We start from the raw sequence: 22,881 nt of genomic DNA on the forward strand, positions 1-22,881 counted from the left end.
GGCGCTACTTCCAGCGCTGCGGGTAGCCGGGCAGGTCCGCGCAGCCACACATGGCGTAGTGCAGCGGAGGCATGTCCGGATCGACGTACCCCTCCAGATTCTCCTGGGTGATGGTCGGCTGGGGCAGCTTCCACGGGCTGGACACCGGCTCGCCGTCGAGGATGCGCAGCGCGGCGATGATCGGCGTACGCCACTGATAGGTGGGATAGGTGGGCGCGATCGCGGTGAGCTTGTTGTCCCGCCACAGCCTCAGGAAGTCGAGCTGGTCCTCGCCGTTGATCGGCGGCACCGGCCGGCCCGCGTCGAGGAACGCCTCGGCCGCCGCGACCGCGACGGCCCCCGCGTCCATCCAGACGCCGTCGATCGTGCCGTACCGCTGGATGTAGTCGTTGACGATCTTCTTGGTCTTCGCCGGGTCCCCGTCGGTGAACTCGACGCCCACCACGTCGACGCCGGCCTTGTCGAAGGCGACCTTCGCCGCGGACCAGCGCGTCTCCAGGACGTCGACGCCGGGCAGGATGCGCAGGGCGAGCACCTTGCCACCCGTCTTCACCTTCTGGCTGATGAACTCGGCCGCGACGTGGCCGAACCCGTAGCCGCCGATCGGGTTGATGAACGTCACCGGGCAGGCCGAGTCGACGCCGCGGTCGAAGACGATGACCGGGAGGCCCTTCTGGCAGGCGGCCTCGACGGCCGGGGTGAGCGTGGCGGTGGTGTTCGGCGACACGATGAGCGCGTCACACCCCTTGCCGAGCAGGTCGTTGATGTCGGCGATCTGCTTCTGGTCCTTGCCCTCGGCGTCGACGTGGACGAACTCCCGGATCCGGCTCTGCTGCGTGTCGACCTCGGCCTGCATGGCCTTGAAGCCGACCTGCCGCCACGGGTTGTTCAGTCCCGCGTTGGAGAAGCAGACCTTGTGCGGCCCCGGCTTCTTGAACTTCGCGGTCTCCACCATCGCCGGGTTGAGCACCTGCTCCCACGGCTTGCCGGCCGGCCCGGTCGCCGTGGCGTCCAGCAGCGCGAGTTCCTTGTCGTACTCGGCCCGCACGAAGAACTTCGACTGCTCACCCGTGCCGGATCCCGGGGTTCCGGACGCGGAGCCCGACGCGGCGGTGGTCGGTTCGTCGGTGGCGCAACCGGCGAGCGCCAGCAGCGCGCCGATCGCGGCGACGGCTATGGAAGATCTCACGGAAATCCCCTTACCTGGACGAGGAGCGCACGGACGGCACCGCCACGGCGAGCAGGATGATCGCGCCCTGGGCGGTGGATTTGAGGGCGCCGGAGACGCCGTAGAAGTTCATGAGCGCGAAGAGCGTCTCGAGGGTGAGCGCGCCGAGCATCGCGCCGGCCACCGAGCCCCGGCCACCGCCCAGAGCGACGCCGCCGAGGACGACCGCGGTGATCGCGCCGAACTCCAGTCCGGCGCCGGCCTGGAAGGAGACGCCGCTGTACCCGCCGATGAGGATCGCCGCGACCGCCGCCGCCAGTCCGCTCACGACGAACGCCATGGTCTTGGCCCGCCAGACCCGTACGCCGCTCAGCTCGGCGGTCCGCGGGTTGCCGCCGACGGCGAGGAGATTGCGGCCGAAGTCCGAGCGGGTCAGCAGCACGGCGAGTCCCGCGACGGCCAGCAGGACGAGCAGCGCGTACGGCACGCGGCCCACCAGGGGCACGTCCTCGAACGCCCGCCGGCCGAACCGGCGGAACTCCTCGGTGAGGCCACCCTTCGGGGCGCCGTCGGACCACAGGTACACCGCGCCGACCAGGATCAGGAACATGCCGAGCGTGGTGATGAAGGAGGGCACTCCCAGCCGCGTGGTGACCAGGCCGTTGACCAGGCCGACGGCGGCGCCGAACGCGAGCAGGAGCCCGATGACCGGCCAGGTGCGCGACGGCTCGCTGTCGATGAGCCGGGCGGCGACGACCACCTGCGCGGTGACCAGGGATCCGACCGACAGGTCGAACTCGCCGGAGACGATCACGAAGTACTGGCCGGCGGCGAGCAGGATGATCGGCGCGGAGCGGCCGAGGAACGACATCAGCGACGGCGGCGCGAGGAAGTCGGGCTGGCGGATGGTGAGCAGGACCAGCAGCGCCGCGAGGATCACGAGGATCGGTACGACGCCGCCGGGGCGGGACCGGAGGATGCGCGCCGGGGGCCGGCGACCTTCGGCGATCCGCATGGCTAAAACGCCGCCTTTCGCAGAGTCCGGCGGGCGTAGACGGCGACCGCCGCGACGATGATCACGCCGCGGATCACCTGCTTGAAGAAGGCGTCGACATCGAGCTGGTTGAAGATGGCGTCGATGCTGGCCAGCAGCAGCACGCCACCGATGGTGCCGGCGACGCCACCGCGCCCGCCGGCCAGGGCGGTGCCGCCGAGGACCACCGCGGCGACCGACTCCAGGTCGTACAACCCCTCGGTGCCCACCCGCGGCGCGCCCGAGCCGAGCCGGCTGGCGAGATAGATCCCGGCTAGGCCGGCGCAGAGCGCGCACAGCACATGGGCGGTGACCAGCACCCGGTCGTTGCGCACGCCGGAGAGCCGGGCGACCTCCGGGTCGCCGCCGACGGCGATCAGATGGTGGCCGAACCGGGTGCGGGCGAGGACGAACCAGGCCGCGCCGGCGACGGCGAGCAGCAGCAGGAACGACACGGGCACCGGGCCGACACGCTGGTACCCGAGGCTCCGGACGAGGGCGGGCGCGGTCTCACCGGCCGGGCCGTCGTAGCCGCTGTCGAGAAAGCCCTTCAGCAGCAGGCCGACGCCCACGGTCGCGATGAACGCGTTGACCCGCGCCTTGGTGACCAGCAGGCCGTTGAGGAATCCGATCGCGGCGCTGACCGCGAGCGTCAGGCTGACGGCCGGCAGCAGCGCTCCGTCACTGCCGGCCATGGTCTGCGCCGTGACCAGCGTGCTGAGGCTGATCACGTACGCCACGGACAGATCGAGCGAGCCACCGATGATCACCAGGGTCTGACCGACGGCGACCAGTCCGAGACCGGCGGCGACATGCAGCAGGCTCACGATCGTCGGCTGGCTGAACAGCCGGCCGCCGTCGATCGTGACGATCAGCCAGCCGGCCGCCAGGGTGAGGGCAAGGGCGACGAACACGCCCGGCGCGGTCCGCCCGGCCGGCAGGGGCAACGCGGTGCTCATCAGGCCGCCGCCGGCACGGCGCCCAGGGCGAGGGTGAGGACGTCCTCCTCGGTCGCGCCCGCGGGCAGCTCGCCGGCGATCCGCCCGTCGCGCATGACGATGATCCGGTCGCTCATGCCGAGCAGTTCGGGCAGCTCGGACGAGATCATCAGAACCGCCGCGCCGTCGCGGGCGAGACGGCGGACGAGGTCGTGAATCGCCGACTTGGCGCCCACGTCGATGCCCCGGGTCGGCTCGTCGAACAGCAGCACACCGGGCCCGAGAGCGAGCCATCTGGCCAGCACCACCTTCTGCTGGTTGCCGCCGGAGAGGAAGCGGATCTCCTGGTCCTCCCCAGCGGCGCGCACGTCGACGGCGGCGAGCAGCTCGCGGACCCGGGCCGTGCGGGCGCCGCGGCCGAACCAGGCCGGGCGGATGGCCCGGCCGGCCAGGAGCGCGTTGTCGAGCACCGACCGGCCGCCGACGATGCCCTCGCCCTTGCGGTCCTCGGTGACGTAGGCGATGCCCGCGCGCATCGCGGCGCGCGGCGAGCGCAGCCGGACCGGGGCGCCGTCGACGGTGACCTGGCCCGTGGTGAAGGGCGCGGCGCCGAACAGCGCGCGCGCCAGCGCCGACCGCCCGGAACCCCGCAGGCCGCCGACGCCGAGCACCTCGCCGGCGCGCAGCCGCAGGTCGACGCCGCGCAGCTTCCGGTTGCCCCCGCCACGGACCACGAGCCTGACCGGGCCGGGATCGTCCCGCTCGGCCCGGCCGGGGTAGTAGCCGGACAGCTCGCGGCCGACCATGTGCCGTACCAGTTGCCCGGCGCTGGTGTCCGCGGCGTCCACGGTGACCACACGGCGGCCGTCCTTGAGCACGGTGATCCGCCCGGCCAGGTCGAAGACCTCCCTGAGCCGGTGCGAGACGTACAGCACGCCGATGCCTTGTCGCTGCAGCCGCCGGACGAGCGCGTAGAGCTGCTCGACCTCGTGGTCGGCGAGGGCGGCGGTGGGCTCGTCCATGATGAGCAGTCGCGCGTCGAGCGCGAGCGCCTTGACGATCTCGACGACCTGCTGCCGGGCCACCCCCAGCCGCCCCACGCAAGCCCCGGGCGGGAGCGAGCTCTCCCCGATCGAGGCCAGCAGCGCCGCGGTGCGGACGAGCATCGCCTTGCGGTCGACGAGCCCGCGACGCACGGGTTCGTGACCCAGGTACACGTTCTCCGCGACGCTGCGCTCGGGCAGCAGGTTGAACTCCTGATGCACGATGCCGATGCCGGCCCGCTGGGCGTCGCGCGGGCCGGAGAACGTCCGCGGCACGCCGGCGAGCTCGACGGCGCCCTCGTCGGGCCGGTACACACCGGACACGACCTTCATCAGCGTGGACTTGCCAGCGCCGTTCTCCCCGACGATGGCGTGCACCTCACCCGGCAGGACATCGAGATCCACCCCTTCGAGGACGCGTACGCCGAGGAACGACTTGCCGATGCCCCGGAGCGCGAGCAGCGGGTCGGACATCATGAGCTCCTGCCACACGTAGTCAGCAACGATCGAGCCGCCGAATGCCGAATCGTGTGCGCACGACGTGAAACGGCGGGTCTTCCGCTCGCGGATTTCGCTACCCATGACGAAAACGTCACCCGAAGCGATCTCAGGCGAGCGTAAATGCTCCGGACGGCGCCCGGCAATCCCGCGAATCAACGCGGATCACGGATATTTGCTCCCCGGAAATGTGTAATCGAATCGGCCCCATCCCGGTCGTATTGACTTCCGGCGATGGACGGTCGCATGCTGGCCCGGCAGACCACGGGACAGAACGGCACTTGATGTGACTCTGTGTCACGTCCCGGAGGGACCTGACTGCCCGTCACGGCGGACGGCATGACGATCTGACCGGCACACGCACGCCTTCGGCACGCCTGGCGCGTCCGAGGCGCGGCGCCGCGTGCCCGTGGTCTCAGCCTCGTTCATCCCCGCCGACATAGGAGACGGCATGCGTCGCAGCACATTGATCATCGGAGCGATCGCGGGTCTGCTGCTGTCGTTCGCGATCGCCGTTCCCGCGGCGTCAGCGGCCCCAGCGTTCCGCGCCCTGCTGTTCACCAAGACCGCCGGCTACCGCCACGACTCGATCCCGGCCGGCGTCGCCATGTTCGCCGAGCAGGCCGCCGCCAACAACTTCGAGGTGGTGCACAGCGAGGACTCGAACGTCTTCACACCCGCCAACCTGGCCACCTTCGACGTGCTCATCATGTTCCAGACCTCGGGCATGGTGTGGACCACGGCGGCCCAGCGCCAGGCCGTGGAGGGATTCCTGGCCAGCGGCAAGGGCATCGTCGCCGTCCACAACGCGACCGACATGGGCATCGAGGCCGAGTACCCGTGGTGGGATCAGACCATCAACGCCGGCGCGCACATGCCGGAACACTCCCCCGGCGTGCTGGCGGGCACCGCCGTCGTCGCCGACAAGAAGCATCCGTCGACGGCCGGGCTGCCGGACCGCTGGAGCCGGAGTGAGGAGTGGTACAACTTCGACCGGAACCCCCGCGGCGACGTCCACGTCCTGGTCACCGCCGACGAGCGCACCTACAACCCCGGCCCCCGCGCGATGGGCGCCGATCACCCGATCTCCTGGTGCCGCAACACCGGCGGTGGCCGGGTGTGGGCCACCGGTATGGGCCACGCGATCGCCTCCTACAGCGAGACCGGCTTCCGCAACCACGTCCTGGGCGGCGTCAAGTGGGCGGCCGGCAACGAGCCGGGTGACTGCGGCGGCACCGTGTGGAGCAACTTCGAGAAGCGCACCCTCGACGACAACACCGCCGACCCGATGGCCCTCGCGGTCGCCCCGGACGGGCGGGTGCTCTACGTCCAGCGGGCCGGCCAGGTGAAGATCTTCAAACCGGCCACGAACAGCACCGTCACCGCCGGCACGCTGAGCGTCTACACCGGAGGCGAGGACGGCCTCACCGGGCTGGCGCTCGACCCGAATTTCGCCGCCAACGGCTACGTGTATCTGTACCACTCGCCGTCCGGCAGCTCGACCGACATCAACCGCGTCTCCCGGTTCACCCTCACCGGTGACACGTTGAACATGTCCAGCCAGGTCACCGTCATCGACATCCCGGGGTACCGGGACCGCACCGCCCCGGAGCCGGGGCACACCGGGGGGTACATCGAGTTCGGGCCCGACGGGAACCTCTACATCGGCACCGGCGACGACACCGCGCCCAATCTCGACCCCAACTGGCAGGGCTACGCCCCGCTGGACTGGCGGCCGGGCAAGGCCCACCTGGACGCCGCCCGCACCGCGGGCAACACCAACGACCTGCGTGGCAAGCTGCTGCGGATCCGGCCCTCAGCCGGCGGCGGGTACACCATCCCGACCGGAAACCTCTATCCGCAGGGGACGGCGCAGACCCGGCCCGAGGTCTACGCGATGGGCTTCCGCAACCCGTTCCGATTCTCGATCGATCCGGCCAACGGCTGGGTCTACCTGGCCGACTACGGACCCGACCGGGGTGGCGCCACGACCAACCGCGGCCCCGAGGGACTCGTCGAGCTCAACGTCATCAAGACGCCGGGCAACTACGGGTGGCCGTTCTGTCACGGCAACAACCAGCCCTACGCGCCGTTCAATCCGGACACCGGCGTCGTCGGCGCGAAGTTCAACTGCACCGCACCGGTCAACAACTCGCCCAACAACACCGGCCTGACCAGCCTCAAGCCGGTCGTCGCCCCGAACATCTGGTACGGCTACGGCACCTCGCCGACGTTCCCGGAACTCGGCGCCAACGGGGCGGGCCCGATGGGCGGACCGGTCTACCGCTACAACGCCGCGAACCCGTCCGCGACGAAGTTCCCGCCGTATTACGACGGCGTCCACTTCTTCTACGAGTGGACCCGCAACTACATCAAGGAGGTGCACCTCGACTCGGCATCGGCGGTCACCCGTACCAACCCGTTCCTGCCCGGAGCGAGGTTCGTCAAGCCGATGGACCTGGAGTTCGGGCCCGACGGATCGCTGTACCTGCTCGAATGGGGCTCGAACTTCGGCGGCGGCAACAACGACTCGGGCCTCTATCGCATCGACTACATCCACGGCGGCAGGTCTCCGGTAGCCAAGGCCACCGGCACACCCACCAGCGGCAACGCGCCGCTGACCGTCCAGTTCAGCAGCGCCGGCACGACCGACCCCGACCCCGGCGACACCCTGCGCTACCAGTGGACCTTCGGGGACGGCGCCACGTCCACGGCGGCCAGCCCGTCACACGTCTACACCGCCAACGGCAACTACACGGCCCAGCTGAAGGTCACCGACAACACCGACAAGACGGCCTTCGCCAACGTGCAGATCACCGTCGGGAACATCGCACCGGTGGTCACCGTCACCGTCCCGCCCAACGGCGGCATGCTCGACTTCGGCGACCGCGTCTCATACACGGTCTCCGTCTCCGACCCGGGCGGGGCGCCCGTCGACTGCGCCAAGGTCTTCGTCAACCCCGCCCTCGGCCATGACGACCACCAGCACGAGACCACCGACTATCCGGGCTGCTCGGGCACCATCGCCACGGATCTGCTCGGCGGGCACCCGGACGGCGCCAACCTGTACTACGTCCTCAAAGCCCGCTACACCGACGACGGCGGCGCCGGCGGCGCGGCTCCGCTCACCGGGTACTCCCAGGCGGTCCTGCAGCCGAAACACAAACAGGCCGAGTACTTCACCAGCCAATCCGGGGTACGGGTCGTCGACCAGGCCGCCGCGGAGAGCGGCAAACGGATCGGCGACATCTCCCACAACGACTGGATCGCCTTCAGCCCGATGAGCCTGTCCGGCATCACCAGCGTCAGTTACCGCCTGTCGTCGCCGAACAGCGGCGGATCGATCGAGCTGCGCGCCGGCTCGCCGACCGGCACGCTCCTGGCGACCACACCGGTGCCCAACACCGGTGGCTGGGACAACTACCGGTCCACGCCGCCGGTCAACACCGCGGCCCTCGCCGGAAGCCACACGCTGTACATGGTCTTCAAGGGCTCCTCCGCCAGCCTGTTCGACGTCGACTCGTTCGTCTTCGGCGGGGCCGGCGTGGGTGCCGGCGGACCCGATCCGGGCGGCGTCGCCGGCCGCACCTGGACCGTCGCGGCACAGCACAGCGGCAAGCTGATGGACGTCAGCGGCGCGTCCACCGCCGACGGGGCCCAGGTCGTCCAGTGGGCCGCCACCGGCGGGAACAACCAGAAATGGCAGGCCGTCGACGCCGGCAACGGCGCGGTGTATCTGAAGGCCCTGCACAGCGGCAAGTGCCTCGACCTGATCAACGGCTCCACCGCCCAGGGTGCGTTCCTGCAGCAGCTCACGTGCGACAACAGCAACCGGCAGAAGTTCCTCGTCACACCGACCACCACCGCCGGTGTCCACACGGTCAAGAGTGTCGTCAGCGGGCTGTGCGTCGACGTCAACGGCGCCGCGACAACCGACGGCGCACGCCTCCTGCAATGGGGCTGCCACAGCGGGACCAACCAGCAGTGGCGCTTCACCCAGGCATAGCCCCGCGGCACATCCCCCACCACCGTCCAGAAGTCCGGGGCCGGCCCGGGAGTCCCGAGCCGGCCCCCTACCCCACCGCCAACGCCACAGCACGAGAAATGGAGCATCCATGAGACCAGGCACCCATCGACGCCGGTGGCGGACACTGATCACGGTCGCCGCGACACTCGTCCTCGCCGGCGCCGGTGTCACCGGCATCCCGGCGGCCCCCGCGAGCGCGAACGCCGCCGCCCTCGCCCCGACGGCCGGGTGCGGCAGGGCCCCGGCGCTGAACAGTGGCACCCACACGATCCAGAGCAACGGCAGGAGTCGCAGCTTCATCCTGCGGGTGCCCGCCAACTACAACAACAGCAACCCGTACCGGTTGATCTTCGGATTCCACTGGCGGGGTGGCACCATGAACGACGTCGCCTCCGGCGGCACCAGCGGAAGCTCCTGGGCCTACTACGGCATGCAGGAGCAGTCGAACAACAGCGCGATCCTCGTCGCTCCGCAAGGCTTCGGCAACGGCTGGGCCAACTCCGGCGGCGAGGACGTCACGTTCGTCGACGACATGATCCGGGCGATCGACAACGCCCTCTGCGTCGACACGACACAGCGCTTCGCCCTCGGATTCAGTTACGGCGGCGGCATGAGCTATGCGCTCGCCTGCTCCCGGGCCAACGTCTTCCGGGCGGTCGCCGTCTACTCCGGCGCGCAACTGAGCGGGTGCAGCGGCGGCACCCAGCCGATCGCGTACTTCGGCCTCCACGGCATCTCCGACAACGTCCTCAACATCTCCATGGGACGTTCGCTGCGTGACACGTTCGTACGCAACAACGGCTGTGCCGCCCAGAACCCGCGCGAACCGTCGCGGGGCAGCGGAGCACACGTCACCACCCTCTACTCCTGCCGGGCGGGATATCCGGTGCAGTGGGCCGCATACGACAGCGGCCACGGGCCGGGCCCGGTGGACGGATGCTCCGGCTGTGAGGACGGCGCCCGGACCTGGACCAAGACCGAGGTCTGGCGGTTCTTCGCACAGTTCCAAAGCACTACTCCGACGCCGGATCCGACCGGCAAGCGGCTGCGGGGCGAGGCCTCCGGCCGGTGCCTGGACGTCGGTGGCGGCGGCTCGGCCAACGGGACGCAGCTGCAGATCTGGGACTGCCACAGCAATGCCAACCAGCAGTTCACCCAGAACGGCGCGACCCTCCAGGTGATGGGCAAGTGCCTGGACGTGCCGGCCGGCGCGGCCGCCGGCACCCGGGTGCAGATCTGGGACTGCCACGGCGGCGCCAACCAGCAGTGGAACCTCAACAGCAACGGCACGATCAGCAACGCCCAGAGCGGGTTGTGCCTGGACGTCTCCGGTGCCGGCACCGCCAACGGCACCGCCGTGGCCGTCTGGAACTGCCACAGCGGCGCCAACCAGCGGTGGGCGCGAGCATAGCGAGTGGACGAGGAAGGCGGCCCCGGCATCGCCGGGGCCGCCGCCGCGCACGGCGAGTCAGAGCAGCGTGCGCCAGTAGTCAGCGAACCTGACCCCGATCAGCGCGGTGAGGATCAACAGCCAGAGCAGCGGCACGGTGCTGTGCACCATCAGCAACACGTCGGTGATCCGGCGGGGCGCCGGCAGGCGCCCCCGTTCGGCGTTGTGCAGCGTCAGATACGAAAAGACCAGGATCATCACCACCCACACCACCATGCAGTACGGGCACAGCGCCCCGATCCGGTAGAGGCTCTGCACGAACAGCCAGTGCACGAAGACGACCCCGAACAGCGTCCCGGCCTGTAACGACAACCACCACCAGCGCGGCAGCCGAGCCCCGGCCAGCACCGCCACGCCGGTGGCCGCGACCACCGGGAACGCGGCCACACCGATCAACGGGTTCGGAAAGCCGAACACCTCCGCCTGCGCTGTCGTCATCACCGAACCGCAGGACAGGATCGGGTTGATCGAGCAGCTCGGTGTGTAGGCCGGGTCCTTGAGCAGCGCCACCTTCTCGACCATCAGCACGAACGCGGCAAGCGTGCCGACCAGCCCGCCGACGGCGAGGATCCAGCCGATCAGCCGGTCGGTGAGCACCGGCTGATCAGCCCTGGCCTCGTCCACCTCCAGGACGGTCACCGGCTGAGCTCCTTGTCGATCGTGGCCTTGAGCGCCTCGTAGGAGGGTCGCTCGGTGAACCGTTCGCCGTTGATGAAGAATGTCGGCGTGCCCTGAACCCCGAGGGCCACGCCGTCAGCGGCGTCGGACTTCACCCGCTCGGCAACCTCCGCGCCGGTCACGTCCGCGGTGTACTTGGCCATGTCGAGGCCGAGGTCGCCGGCGTACTCCGCGAAGACCGGCGCTCGCGACTCCTGGCTGTGACCCCACGCCGACTGGTTGTCGAACAGCTTGACGTACATCTGCTCGAATCTGCCCTGCCGTGCGGCGGCCTCCGCCGCATGCGCGGCGTTGAAGGCGTTGGGGTGACTCGCGATCGGGAAGTACCGCACCACGTAGGTGATCCGGTCGCCGTACTCGGCCCGCAGCTTCTCCACGCCCGGATAGGCCGCACCGCAGGCCTCGCACTCGAAGTCGAGGAACTCGACCACGGTGACCTTGCCGTCGGCGGCCGTGGACAGCCGATGGCTGTCGGCACGGACCATCTCGGCGCCCGCGGGCGGCTTCGGCTCGGTCAGATTCACCGTCACGATCAGCAGCAACACGGCCAGCGCGGCGCCGAGCACCCCCAGGGTCACCTTCAGGTTGGTGCTCATGCCCGGCGTCCTGGTCAGCTGTCGGGTGGCCTTGCCCGCTTTCGCCCGTGTCCTGCCGCCGCCCGGTTGGTGCGGTTTCCGCGGCGGGTGTGTCCTGGAGGTGCTCGCCGGCATGGTGAGAGTCCTTTCTCAGCGATAAACGGTGAATTGACTGATGGCCGCGCGTGGGATCACCGCGGCGGTACCGGGATCGGTGGAGGGTCCGAGGGTCTCGGGACCGTCTCGTGGTGCCGTTAACCGGCCCACCCGGGCGACGAGACGCCGGCTGCCCCGGCGCTGCCGGATCGCGGCTCATCCGGCCGGGGCGTCACCGCTGGGATGAGCGACCCGGCGCTCAGCGGCACGGATCAGGCATGCGGGCCGGCGTGGTGCCGGGCACGCGGGCTGCGGACTGCTATATGCGCAGCACACCCATGCGGGCCGGGTCCGCATCGGACAGTGCGATGGCATCGTCGGCCGGCGCCGCCGCGACCGCGAGGACGGCAACGGTCCGCAGGTCGGGCAGCAGAATGCCGGTCGTGTCGGCGGGCGGGCGCAGCAGCGGCGCCGCGGTCGGCGTCGAGACGTCGCCGTGCTGTTGCTGGTACGGCGACGTCTGATCACCGGTGTGCTGGTGCCCGCACGCCGCCTGCACGAGGGCCACGACCGGACTGTCGACGGCGGGCCCGAAGGTGCGTTCCACATTGCCCGGTGAGGAGAGCTGACTCATCGCGAGCAGCAGCAGCGCCATGACCGACGCCACGATCGCGAACGGCCGGAGGCCGAGGCGACGTGGGTACACGGACATGCCTCCCGTCGACCAGCCGGTATCTGCCGCATCACAGTACAGCAGCCGCCGCCGTCGAAAGGGTCGTCCTGGTGGCTCCGTCCGCAGGTTCGAGGACCATTCGCCGGAGGACGCCCTGGCCGGCGCGCGGCGTGTGACACAGTCGGAATCGTGCGACGTCTGACAGCGACGGTCACCGCTGTGGCCGGCGCGGCCGCGCCGCCCTAGACCCGTTGGAGCTGGAATCGCTGGTTGGCGCCGGTGGAGGGTGTCCACTGCGAGATACGCGCGCCGTCGGCTGTCGACGCCTGCCACACGTCCATGGCCAGGCCGCTCTGCCGGTTGACGATCCTGACCACCCCACCGCCCTGGTCCTCCACCCGCCACTGCTGGCCGGCGGCGCCGACGTCGGGCTGCTGGGTGATGTCGGCGCCGGCGCTGGGACCGGCGGCCTGCAGGACCAGACCGCTGTGCCGCGCCCGGATCCGGTGGTAGCCGCCGTCCGCGGGCAGGAACTCGAACTGCTGGTTGAGCACGCCGGCGCCCTGCCACTGGATGAGCTGCGCACCGGCGGCGGTGGACGCGCCGTTGATGTCGGCGGCCTTGCCGCTGTGCTGGGCCAGCAGCCGGTACGGCACACCGGCCTCCACCGGCCCGGACCGCATCGCGGACGCTCGGTAGGTGTGGCCGGCCCGGCCGGCGAACTCGACGAGATCGGCCTCCTGCCGCGTCGGCTGGACCTGGACGCCACCGGTCTCGTCGCGCACCTCGAAGGCGCCGGCGAAGACCCGGCCCCGGACCCGGACGACGCCGTCGCGGTCAGGGGTGATCGCGACTTCGGTCCGGCTGCTGTTCCAGGTGGCGCCGACGGTGTATCCGCCGCGGCCGCGCAGGCCGGTGACGCTGCCGGTGGGCCAGGCCGGCGGCAGCGAGGGCAGCACGTGCAACTCACCGTTGTGGCTGTGCAGCAGCATCTCGGCGATGCCCGAGGTGGCGCCGAAGTTCCCGTCGATCTGGAAGGGCGGGTGCAGATCGAACATGTTCGGTGCGAGCCGGTCCGTGCGTACCAGATCACGGAGGAGTTTGTGCGCGCGTGCGCCGTCCTCCAGGCGGGCCCAGAAGTTGATTTTCCAGGCCAGCGACCAGCCGGTCCCGTCGTCACCGCGCAGTTCCAGCGTCTGTCGCGCGGCTTGATGCAGCTGCGGCGTGCCCCGCTTGGTGATCTGGTTGCTGGGGTGAAGACCGTACAGGTGGGAGACGTGCCGGTGGTTGCGTTCGGTCTCCACCCAGTCGGCCAGCCACTCCTGCACGTTGCCGCGTGAGCCGATCCGCGTCGGCGCCAACCGGTCCCGAGCCGCCAGCACCTGGGTACGGAAACCCGCGTCCACACCGAGGATCTCGGCGGCTCGTGCGCAGCCGTTGAACAGGTCCCGCAGGATCTGGTTGTCCATGGTTGGGCCGGCGCACACGCTGGCGTTGGTGTGATGCGGCAGCTCCGGCGAGTTCGACGGGTTGGTGACCAGGTACCCCAACGCCGGATGCGGGACCAGCGTGTCGAGGAAGAACTGGGCGGCGCCCTTCATCGCCGGGTAGTTGGCGCGCAGGAAGTCGCCGTCCCCGCTGAACAGGTAGTGATCCCAGATCATCGTGGCCAGCCAGGCGCCGCCGGTCTGCCACATGCCCCACACGGCACCGTCCACGACGGACGCGCCCCGCCACGCGTCGGTGTTGTGGTGCGTGACCCAGCCGCCCGCGCCGTACTGCGCCCGCGCCGTGCGGGCCCCGGTCACGGTCAGGTCCTTGATCATGTCGAAGACCGGCAGGAAGCACTCGGCGAGGTTCGTCGTGTCGGCCGGCCAGTAGTTCATCGGCAGGTTCGCGTTGATGGTGTATTTGGAATCCCACGACGGCGCCATCTGCTCGTTCCAGATGCCCTGCAGATTCGCCGGCTGGGTGCCCGGCCGGGAGGAGGAGATCAGCAGGTACCGGCCGTACTGGAACAGCAGGGCGGAGAACTGGGGGTCGTTCACGCTCGCGTGCTGCGCGATCCGCACGTCGGTCGTCTGGTCGGCTGCCGCGGTGCGGCCCAGGTCGATCGTCACCCGGTGGAAGAGCGCCTGGTAGTCGGCCACGTGCCGGGCGCGCAGCTGGTCGAAGCCGACGTTACGGGCGGCGTTGAGGTGGCGCCGCGCGATGCCCTGGTAGTCGCCGTTGACGGTGCGGAAGTCGACGTAGCTGGAGCCGATCGACACCAGCACGGTGACGCTCGTGGCGCCGGCCACCCGGAGCGTGCCGCCGGAGCTGCTGACCGTGCCCCCGGTGACGCCGATGTTGGCCAGGGCGAGGAACCGCACCGAGCCGGCGATGCCCTCCATGGCGCCGGAGACGCCGTCGAGGGCGATCGTCGCCGAGTCAGGGCTGAACGCCGTGGTCCGCTGAGGGCTGTCGAACGTGGCGCTGAAGCCGATCGAGCCGGCGCGGTCGGCGGTCAGCCGGGCGACGACGACCTGATCGGGCGCGCTCGCGAACACTTCCCGCTGATAGCGCACCCCGTTCAGCACGAACGTCGTGGTGACGACGGCGGTGGTGAGATCGAGCGTCCGGCTGTACTGCGAGGCCCCGGTGGCGCTGCCGAAGGCGAGCCGCAGGTTGCCGACCGGCTGGTACGCCAGCTGTCCGGCCGGGTTGCCGAGCATCGCCTGGTCGATCAGCTCCTGCGCCTGCGTCCACTGGTCGGCGAAGACGCGCCGCCGGATCTCCGGCAGGGCCGCCGCGCCGCGGGTGTTGGCGGAGTCGTACGGTCCGCCGGCCCACACGGTGTCCTCATTGAGCTGCAGCCGCTCCGTGCCGATGTCGCCGAACACCATGGCGCCGAGGCGCCCGTTGCCGATCGGCAGGGCGCGCAGCCAGTCCGCGCCCGCGGGTTCGTCGTACCAGAGTGCCAGGTCACCGGCGGCCGACACTCGCGGCGGCACCGCCGGAGCGGCCAGGGCCTCCGCGGTCCACCCCGCCGGCAGCAGCGCGGATCCGGCCCCGGCCGCCCCGGCGGCGAGAAGCTTCCTTCGGGTCACCTCTGTCATCGTGTTTCTCCAAGCGGCGGGGGGACGCACCCCGGTGGGGTGTGCGGGCGATGTCGTCAGGGAAGAGTCCAGCGCTGATTGGCGCCGCCGTGGCAGGTCCAGATGATCAGTGGGGTGCCGTCGGCGGAGCCGCCGCCGTTGGCGTCCAGGCATTTACCTGACCGAGGGTTGACCAGGGAGCCGTTCGCTGCGGGGGCCCAGGTCTGCGCGCCGGCGCCGGTGCAGGCCGACAGCTGCACCGGGCTGCCGTTCGCGGTGCCCCCTCCGGCGACGGTCATGCACTTGCCGAGCGCGCGCACCGTGTTCGCGCTGACCGTCCATTGCTGGTTGGCGCTGCCGCGGCAGGTCCACAGCTGGATCTTCGTGCCGTCGGCGGAGCCGGCCCCGCTCACGTCGGCGCACTTGCCGGCGACTCCGGTGATCGGGCCGACCCGGGGCCCCGTGCCACCGAGCTCCTTGATCCGCACATTGCGGAACGACACGTCGTCGCCCGCTCCGTGGTTCTGGATGCCGATGTGGCCGGAGCTCAACGACCGTACCGGATCCGGGTTGGTGAAGTCGTTGATCTTGACCCCGTTCAGGAGCACCTGCAGCCGCTCGCCCTCCACCAGCAACTCGTAGGTGTTCCACTCGCCGGGCGGGTTGAGCGCGGCTTCGCGGGCGGCGATGTCGGCCGGCTTGAACCCGTACACCGCTCCGGTGGTCTTGTCCGGGGTGTCGGAGGCGTCGATCTGCACCTCGTATCCGGTGTTCATGGCCGCGTTCGGATCGCTGCCCGCCGGGAAGCCGAGGAGCACACCGGAGTTGTCGTCGCCCGGCATCATCCAGTCCAGCTTCAGCGAGTAGGAGCGGAACTCCCTGGTGCTGTACCACAGCATGCCCAGACCACCGGACGACGTCAGCGTGCCGTCGCTGTTGCTGAAACCGCCGGGACCGGCCTGGGACCAGCCGGTGGTGGCGCCGTCGTAGAGGGTGGTGTAGCCGGTTTCCGGCCGGCAGTCCGCCCTGGTCCGGCCGGCCGCGTACCGGATGCCACCCAGCAGCAGCGAGCGGAAGCCCGCCTCGGCGTAGGCGGCCTGGGTGTGGCCGTTTCCGGTGTAGAACGAGCGCCCGCCCTGGAGGGTCTTGCACCAGGTGTGCGGGTGATCGGAGCCCATCGTGCCACCGGAGTAGCTCGACTCGTCCAGAGTGGACAGGATGCGGGCCGACGACCGGGGGTTGGCGCGGAAGTCGTACCACTCGTCGGTGCGCACCAGGGTCGGGCTCAGTCCGGCCGTGGCCGCGTGCGCCCGGTTCTCCACCCGCAGGGTCGCCTGCTGGATCGCCGGGTGGGAGGCGAAGTACGCGCCGACCAGCTCGCCGTAGAAGGGCCAGTCGTATTCGGTGTCCGCCGCCGCATGCACGCCCACGTACCCGCCGCCGGCCCGGATGTAGTTCTCGAAGGCGGTCTGCTGGCTCGCGTTCAGCACGTCGCCGGTGGTGTTGAGGAAGACCACCGCCTCGAACCGGGCCAGTTCGGTGGCGTTGAAGCGGGCGGAGTCCTCGGTCGCGGTCACCGTGAAACTGTGGGCCGCGCCCAGCTCCCGGATCGCCTGGGTGCCGGCCGGGATCGCGTCGTGCCGGAAGCCGGCCGTCTTGGAGAACACCAGGACGTCGTACGGCGCGTCGGCCGCGCTAGCCGGCGTACTGCCGCCGCTCGCGAGGATCACCAACGCCGTCGCCACGACGCCGAGAAGGTTGCGGATGAGTTGGCGCATGGCCGAGTTTCCTCTCGGGGCAGGATCCAGCGCCGGCCGGCGCCGCTGCGGCGGGACCACGGCTGGATCGACGGCGCCGAGACTGAACGCGTCCCCGTCGAAGGGGGTTCATCGCAACCGCGCCATCAGACGTCACACGTTATACGAATAAATAGGCGATGGTCAATGCGATGCCGGACCGCCCGTGCGGACTGACCGGTCCGCGCCGGCCCCAAGCCACGATCGCCCGAGGAGTACGCCGGGCGGCCTGACTCGCACCGGCGGAGTTCTCAGTTCTGGCCCGCGAGTGCCGATCGGGGCTTCGGCAGAAATTTCACACTCCTCGGGTTGACGGGAGTCATCGTGGCATCGGCGTCTGATAGCGGACCGATAGGCGGAGCCTCCGGGCCGCTCGCGTTCATCAAGGATCGTTCGGTGATCACCAAGATCCTGACCGCGGTGTTGCTGGTCGCGGTCATCGGCTCGGGTGTCGCGGTGTTCTCGCTGGTCAAGATGTCAGCGGTCAACGACAGCACGCACGTCGTGTATGACGGCGGTCTGCAGTTGCGGACGATCGCCGAGATGCGCAACGCGTTCAACCGGGCCCGGACCGACTCCCTGGAGCACTTCCTGGCCACCGACAGCGCCGCCATGGACGCCGCCGAGAAGGCCCTCGCACAGGACGTGCGGGCTCTCGCCGACGCGGAGGCCGCCTACAAGCGGTTCCCTCTCGGCCCGATCCGCCTCGATGCGCTGGCCGCGTTCGACAAGGCCTGGCAGCAGTACCAGACGATCGTCGACGAACGGCTGCTGCCGTTGAGCCGGGCCGACAACCGGGCCGAGATCGGCAGGGTCCGTAAGGCCGAGACCGCGCCGCTGGTGGCGCAGATGCGTGAGGCGATGGACACTCTCGCTGAGCAGACCGTGGTCAAGGCGGACGAGGAGAAGACCACCGCGCAGGACAACTACACGACCGCTCGGACCCTGGTCATCGCTCTGATCGTCGTGGGGATCGCGCTCGGCGTGGCCACGGCGATCGGGATCGCCCGGCTGATCACCGGGCCGCTGGCGCGCTGCGTGCAGGTCCTGGACCGGGTACGCGACGGCGACCTGACCGAACGCACCGGCCTGACCGGCCAGGACGAGGTCGCCCGGCTGGCCCAGGCGCTGGACGCGTCCACCGCGTCGATCGCCGGGATGGTCCGCCAGGTCGGTGACAGCGCGCAGCACGTCGCGTCGGCCTCCGAGGAGTTGTCCAGCGTCGCGGTCGAGATGTCGTCGGCCGCTGAACAGACCTCCGCCCAGGCCGGCAACGTGGCCGCCGCGGCGGGCGAGGTCTCCGTCAATGTCCAGACCGTCGCGGCGGGGGCGGAACAGATGGGCGCCTCGATCCGGGAGATCGCCAGCAGCGCCAGCGAGGCGGCCAGTGTCTCCGCACAGGCGACCCAGACCGCGACCCGGACCAACGAGATCGTCGCGAAGCTCGGCCAGTCGTCCACCGAGATCAGCAGCGTGGTGCAGCTGATCACCACGATCGCGGAACAGACCAATCTGCTCGCGCTCAACGCCACCATCGAGGCGGCCCGCGCCGGGGAGCTGGGCAAGGGGTTCGCCGTGGTCGCCTCCGAGGTCAAGGACCTGGCTCAGGAAACGGCGAAGGCCACTGATGACATCTCCCGCCGGATCGCGACGATCCAGGACGAGACCGAGCAGGCCGTCACCGCGATCGCGGAGATCACCGGAGTCACCTCGCGGATCAACGACTACACGTCCACCATCGCCGCGGCGGTGGAGGAGCAGACCGCCACCACCACCGAGATGGCCCGGAGCGTCAACGACGCCGCCACCGGCGCCAGCGGCATCGCCGAGACCATCGGCGGCGTCGCGACCGCCGCCAACTCCACCGCCACCGGCGCCACGCAGACCCAGGCCACCGCACAGGAGCTGGCCCGGATGGCCGCCGAACTCCAGTCCACCATCGCCGTCTACCGGGTCTGACCGCACCGCCGCATCAGGCGGAGTCGCGCCGCACCAGCCTGGTGGGCAGGACGATCGACGTGGGCTCCTGTCCCCCGATCAGCCCGATGAGCATCCGGGCCATCTCCTTTCCCAGGGCCTGGATCGATTGGTGGACCGTGGTCAGTGGCGGGTCGGTTCGCTCGGCGATGTCCAGATCGTCGAAGCCCACCACCGCCACGTCGGCCGGCACGGACCGCCCGGCATCACTGAGCACGCGCAGGGCGCCGGCCGCCATCTTGTCGCTGGCGGCGAACACGGCGTCGAGGTCGGGATGGAGATCGAGCAGGGTCTTCATCGCCGCGGCGCCGCCGGCCTCGGTGAAGTCTCCCTCCGCCGTTCCGTGCGGGACGAGGCCGGCCATGATCATCGCTTCGCGGTAACCGCGGTAACGGGCTTCGCCGACCTGGGTGAACATCTGGCCGGTGATGGTGACGACACGGGTGCGGCCCAGAGCGATGAGATGCTCGGTCGCGAGCCGCGCCCCGCCGAGATTGTCGGAGTCCACAAACCACTGCGGCTCCCCATGCAACGGCCGGCCGCCGTGGACCGCGGGGAGGCCGGCCTGGGCCACGATGCTGGTCAGCGGATCATCGCCGTGCAACGCCATGAGCATGATGCCGTCCACACCGCGCGCGTGCAGGAGGTTCATCAGCCGGGATCGGCCCCGGCCGGAACTGGCCAGGCACAGCAGCAGGTGCAGATCGGTGTCCTCGATCGCCGCGGACACCCCGACGATGACCTGCGCGAAGAACGGGTCGGCGAACAGCTCGGGATCGTCGTGGGAGACCGCGAGGGCGATGATTCCCGTCTGCCGGGTGGCCAGGGCCCGGGCCGTACGGTTCGGCCGGTAGCCCATCTCCTTGATCGCTCTCTCGACGGCCTCGCGTGTGGCGCGACTGACGTGCGGCGCCTTGTTGATGACCCGCGACGCCGCGGAGCGTGACACACCGGCACGCTCGGCCACCTCGTCGAGAGTGGGTTGCCGCCGAGGTGTCGCTGCCACCATCTCGATGCCGCGTCCTTCCTATCCGTCGTGACCGGTGCGGCTGACGGCGACCCGCCGAGCGCAGGCGCCGCTGACCGATGGTATCGACCGACGGCGATAGCGTCGATGCGCTTCAACCCATGATCGGGGCGCCGGTGGCCTGAGGGCGGCCGGCACCCCGGGGCAACCCTGCTCGCCCACGCCTGGAAGCGGTCCCAGAAACACTCCCCTCAGGACCGGCACGCCCACTCGCGTCGGCAACGCTACGCCGTCGGCCCTCTTGACATCCACTGTGGCTTTGCCGAGCATGAAATCGATGTTAATAAATTCTCACATCTGGAAGCGCTTCCAGTTTTGGGGCATCGCACCGGGTTAGCCGCGACTCCGAACAGCTCAGCACACCGCTGAACCCCCCCCCAGACGCTCAGGAGACCTGCTGATGAAACGACCTGCCCTTTTCCGGACGCTCGCCGCGCTGGCGTTCACGGTCCCCGCGGTCCTGGTCGGCGCGCCCGCCGCCCACGCCGATCCGGTCAGCCAGACCAGCGGCTTCTATGTCAATCCCCAGTCCAGCCCCGCGTCGTGGGCCGCCGCCAACCCCGGCGACGGACGCGCCGCCGCGATCCGAACCGCGATCGCACAGAAGCCGATGGCCAGCTGGTTCGGCAACTGGAGCGGCGACATCTACGGTGCGGTCAGCAGATACGTCGGAGCCGCTGACGCGGTCGACAAGCTTCCGCTCCTGGTCGCCTACAACATCCCCGGCCGGGACGCCTGTGGTGGCCACTCCGGCGGAGGCGCCGGCAGCGTCGCCGCGTACGACGCGTGGATCGCCTCCTTCGCCGCCGCGATCGGCAACCGGCCGGCCGTGGTGATCCTCGAACCGGACTCATTGGGCGACTTCAACTGCATGAACCAGACGAAGATCAACGAACGGGTGGGCATGCTCTCGCGCGCCGCGAACCAGTTCCGGACCAAAGCGCCCCACACCTGGGCCTATCTGGACGCGGGCAATCCCGGCTGGATCGATCCCGCGACGATGGCCCAGCGTCTCAACATGGCGGGCGTGGCGAACGCACACGGCTTCTCACTGAACGTTTCGAATTACTTCACCACCGGCGAGAACAGCAATCACGGCAACAGAATCGCCTCCGAGCTGCGGCGCTTCGGGCACAACAAGCCTTTCGTGATCGACACCAGCCGCAACGGCAACGGCTCCAACGGTCAATGGTGCAACCCGGCCGGCCGCAGGCTCGGCACACCGACCCAGATGGGCGGCGGCGCGGAGATGGTGCTGTGGCTCAAGACACCGGGTGAGTCCGACGGCAACTGCGGGGTCGGAGCCGGATCCACCGCCGGGCAGTTCCTGCCGGAGGTCGCCTACAAGATGATCTACGGATACTGAGCCGGCCGGTGTGCCCGCGGACCGCGGGCACACCGTCTCCGTAAGTTTCGGAAACAATCAAGCCGCAATTTTCTCCGCCCTAGCGGGAGATAGCCCGACCGCCCCACCGTCGCAGCTCGGTTCCCGCGCTGACCTGGCATTTTTACTCTCCGTGACGATCCCGCATCGAGCTCGGTATTTCCGTCATGTGTCCGGAAGTTGTTGACAACCGGCGGCGAGCAGGCCACGATCTCGCAATGACGGACTTCAATTCCGTCATCCGCCACGAGGAACGACACCGATTCACGGTGACGCTCGTCTTCGTCACCGGCATCTCCCCCGATGTGGTCGTCGTCCCCGTGGGGCTGTTCCCCCGCAGCCCTTTCCTGAGGAGGAAGCACCGACATGACCCCAGACCTCGCCCGCCCGAAGCGCTCCGGACGTGGCCGCATCCGCCTGCTCGTCGGCGCCGCCTGCGCCGTAGCGATGGCGATCTCCGGAGTGACGGTGGCCGGCGTCGCCCACGCCGAGGCCGACCGCACTCTCACCTCGAACCTCACCGGCACGCACAACGGCTACTACTTCTCGTTCTGGAAAGACAGCGGCAACGCGAGCATGACGCTGCGCGCCGACGGCCGGTACACCAGTTCGTGGGACCGCAGCACCAACAACTGGGTCGGCGGCAAGGGCTGGGCCACCGGCACCCGCCGGACGGTCACCTACTCGGGCAGCTACAACCCGGGCAACAACAACACCTACCTCGCCCTGTACGGATGGACGCGTAACCCGCTCATCGAGTACTACGTCGTCGAGAACTTCGGCAGCTACAACCCGAGCAGCGGCGCCCAGCGGCTGGGCACGGTCACCACCGACGGCGGCACGTACGACATCCTGCGCAGCCAGCGGGTCAACCAGCCGTCGATCGACGGCATCCGGACGTTCTACCAATACTGGAGCGTGCGCCAGCAGAAGCGCAGCTCCGGCACCATCACCACGGCCAACCACTTCGACGCCTGGGCCCGTGCCGGCCTGAACCTGGGCACCAACCACAGTTACCAGGTCATGGCGACCGAGGGTTACCAGAGCAGCGGCAGCTCCGACATCACGGTCCGGGAGGGTGGCGGCCCCACCAACCCGACCACCCCGCCGAACAACAGCAACTGCAACGCCACGCTCTCGGCCGGCCAGCAGTACGGTGACCGGTTCAATCTGAACGTCGCGGTCACCGGCACCAGCAACTGGACGGTCACGCTCAACCTCAACGGCGGCCAGAGCCTGCAGAACAGCTGGAACGCCGCGGTCAACGGCACGACCGGCGCCGTCACCGCCCGGCCGAACGGTAACGGCAACAACTTCGGCGTCACCATCATGGCCAACGGCAACTGGACCTGGCCGACGATCACCTGCCGAGCGGGCTGACCCGGCCGGCCGGCGGCAACACCGCACCGGTGGCGCGGCGGCTCGACCGCCGCGCCACCGG

15 protein-coding genes are annotated in these 22,881 nt (G+C 69.9%); 5 read left to right on the forward strand and 10 right to left on the reverse strand.

Features of this window, described 5'->3' with window-relative positions; genetic code table 11:
- Positions 1–4: 4 nt before the first annotated feature.
- From QLQ12_RS39255 to QLQ12_RS39270, 4 genes are read right to left on the reverse strand one after another with little or no spacing between them, the layout of a single operon-like run.
- Entirely contained in the window at positions 5–1,189 is a 1,185-nt protein-coding gene (locus QLQ12_RS39255) for a substrate-binding domain-containing protein (RefSeq protein ID WP_282766051.1), read from the reverse strand.
- A 10-nt stretch (positions 1,190–1,199) separates the two neighbouring features.
- Positions 1,200–2,183 (reverse strand): ABC transporter permease, encoded by a 984-nt coding sequence (locus tag QLQ12_RS39260; RefSeq protein ID WP_282766053.1) that lies wholly within the window; start codon positions 2,181–2,183, stop codon positions 1,200–1,202.
- A gap of 2 nt (positions 2,184–2,185) precedes the next feature.
- A complete protein-coding gene (locus QLQ12_RS39265; protein WP_282766054.1) occupies positions 2,186–3,160 on the reverse strand; it encodes an ABC transporter permease in 975 nt (324 codons plus the stop codon).
- Entirely contained in the window at positions 3,160–4,764 is a 1,605-nt protein-coding gene (locus QLQ12_RS39270; protein ID WP_282766055.1) for a sugar ABC transporter ATP-binding protein, read from the reverse strand. The genes QLQ12_RS39265 and QLQ12_RS39270 overlap by 1 nt, the downstream gene beginning before the upstream one ends.
- Positions 4,765–5,131: 367 nt before the next feature.
- On the opposite strand from QLQ12_RS39270, the gene QLQ12_RS39275 reads away from it, so the two are divergent.
- Positions 5,132–8,686: a ThuA domain-containing protein gene (locus tag QLQ12_RS39275; RefSeq protein WP_282766056.1), complete on the forward strand. Its 3,555-nt coding sequence runs from the start codon at positions 5,132–5,134 to the stop codon at positions 8,684–8,686.
- 109 nt (positions 8,687–8,795) lie between these two features.
- Positions 8,796–10,118: an RICIN domain-containing protein gene (locus QLQ12_RS39280; RefSeq protein WP_282766057.1), complete on the forward strand. Its 1,323-nt coding sequence runs from the start codon at positions 8,796–8,798 to the stop codon at positions 10,116–10,118.
- 57 nt (positions 10,119–10,175) lie between these two features.
- Here the strand turns inward: QLQ12_RS39280 and QLQ12_RS39285 are convergent, their stop codons facing one another.
- The 5 genes from QLQ12_RS39285 to QLQ12_RS39305 all read right to left on the reverse strand — a co-directional run bounded on the left by QLQ12_RS39285 (position 10,176) and on the right by QLQ12_RS39305 (position 17,034).
- On the reverse strand, positions 10,176–10,781 hold the full coding sequence (locus QLQ12_RS39285; RefSeq protein WP_407651685.1) for a vitamin K epoxide reductase family protein: 606 nt from the start codon (positions 10,779–10,781) through the stop codon (positions 10,176–10,178).
- Positions 10,782–10,792: 11 nt separating this feature from the next.
- Positions 10,793–11,431, reverse strand: a complete 639-nt coding sequence (locus QLQ12_RS39290; protein WP_282766058.1) for a DsbA family protein — start codon at positions 11,429–11,431, stop codon at positions 10,793–10,795.
- A gap of 394 nt (positions 11,432–11,825) precedes the next feature.
- Positions 11,826–12,218 carry a hypothetical protein gene (locus QLQ12_RS39295; protein WP_282766059.1) on the reverse strand — a complete coding sequence of 131 codons (393 nt, stop codon included), beginning with the start codon at positions 12,216–12,218 and terminating at the stop codon, positions 11,826–11,828.
- Positions 12,219–12,421: 203 nt separating this feature from the next.
- Positions 12,422–15,277 (reverse strand): glycosyl hydrolase family 95 catalytic domain-containing protein, encoded by a 2,856-nt coding sequence (locus QLQ12_RS39300; RefSeq protein ID WP_282766060.1) that lies wholly within the window; start codon positions 15,275–15,277, stop codon positions 12,422–12,424.
- 56 nt (positions 15,278–15,333) lie between these two features.
- On the reverse strand, positions 15,334–17,034 hold the full coding sequence (locus tag QLQ12_RS39305) for a ThuA domain-containing protein (RefSeq protein WP_282766061.1): 1,701 nt from the start codon (positions 17,032–17,034) through the stop codon (positions 15,334–15,336).
- Between the two features lie 414 nt (positions 17,035–17,448).
- On the opposite strand from QLQ12_RS39305, the gene QLQ12_RS39310 reads away from it, so the two are divergent.
- On the forward strand, positions 17,449–19,011 hold the full coding sequence (locus QLQ12_RS39310; protein WP_282766062.1) for a methyl-accepting chemotaxis protein: 1,563 nt from the start codon (positions 17,449–17,451) through the stop codon (positions 19,009–19,011).
- A gap of 13 nt (positions 19,012–19,024) precedes the next feature.
- Here QLQ12_RS39310 and QLQ12_RS39315 read toward each other — a convergent pair whose 3' ends face one another.
- A complete protein-coding gene (locus tag QLQ12_RS39315; protein ID WP_282766063.1) occupies positions 19,025–20,038 on the reverse strand; it encodes a LacI family DNA-binding transcriptional regulator in 1,014 nt (337 codons plus the stop codon).
- A gap of 418 nt (positions 20,039–20,456) precedes the next feature.
- On the opposite strand from QLQ12_RS39315, the gene QLQ12_RS39320 reads away from it, so the two are divergent.
- Positions 20,457–21,422, forward strand: a complete 966-nt coding sequence (locus QLQ12_RS39320; protein WP_282766064.1) for a glycoside hydrolase family 6 protein — start codon at positions 20,457–20,459, stop codon at positions 21,420–21,422.
- Between the two features lie 384 nt (positions 21,423–21,806).
- A complete protein-coding gene (locus tag QLQ12_RS39325) occupies positions 21,807–22,820 on the forward strand; it encodes a glycoside hydrolase family 11 protein (protein ID WP_282766065.1) in 1,014 nt (337 codons plus the stop codon).
- Positions 22,821–22,881 lie beyond the last annotated feature (61 nt).

Source organism: Actinoplanes sandaracinus (assembly GCF_030009775.1).
GTDB lineage: Bacteria > Actinomycetota > Actinomycetes > Mycobacteriales > Micromonosporaceae > Actinoplanes > Actinoplanes sandaracinus.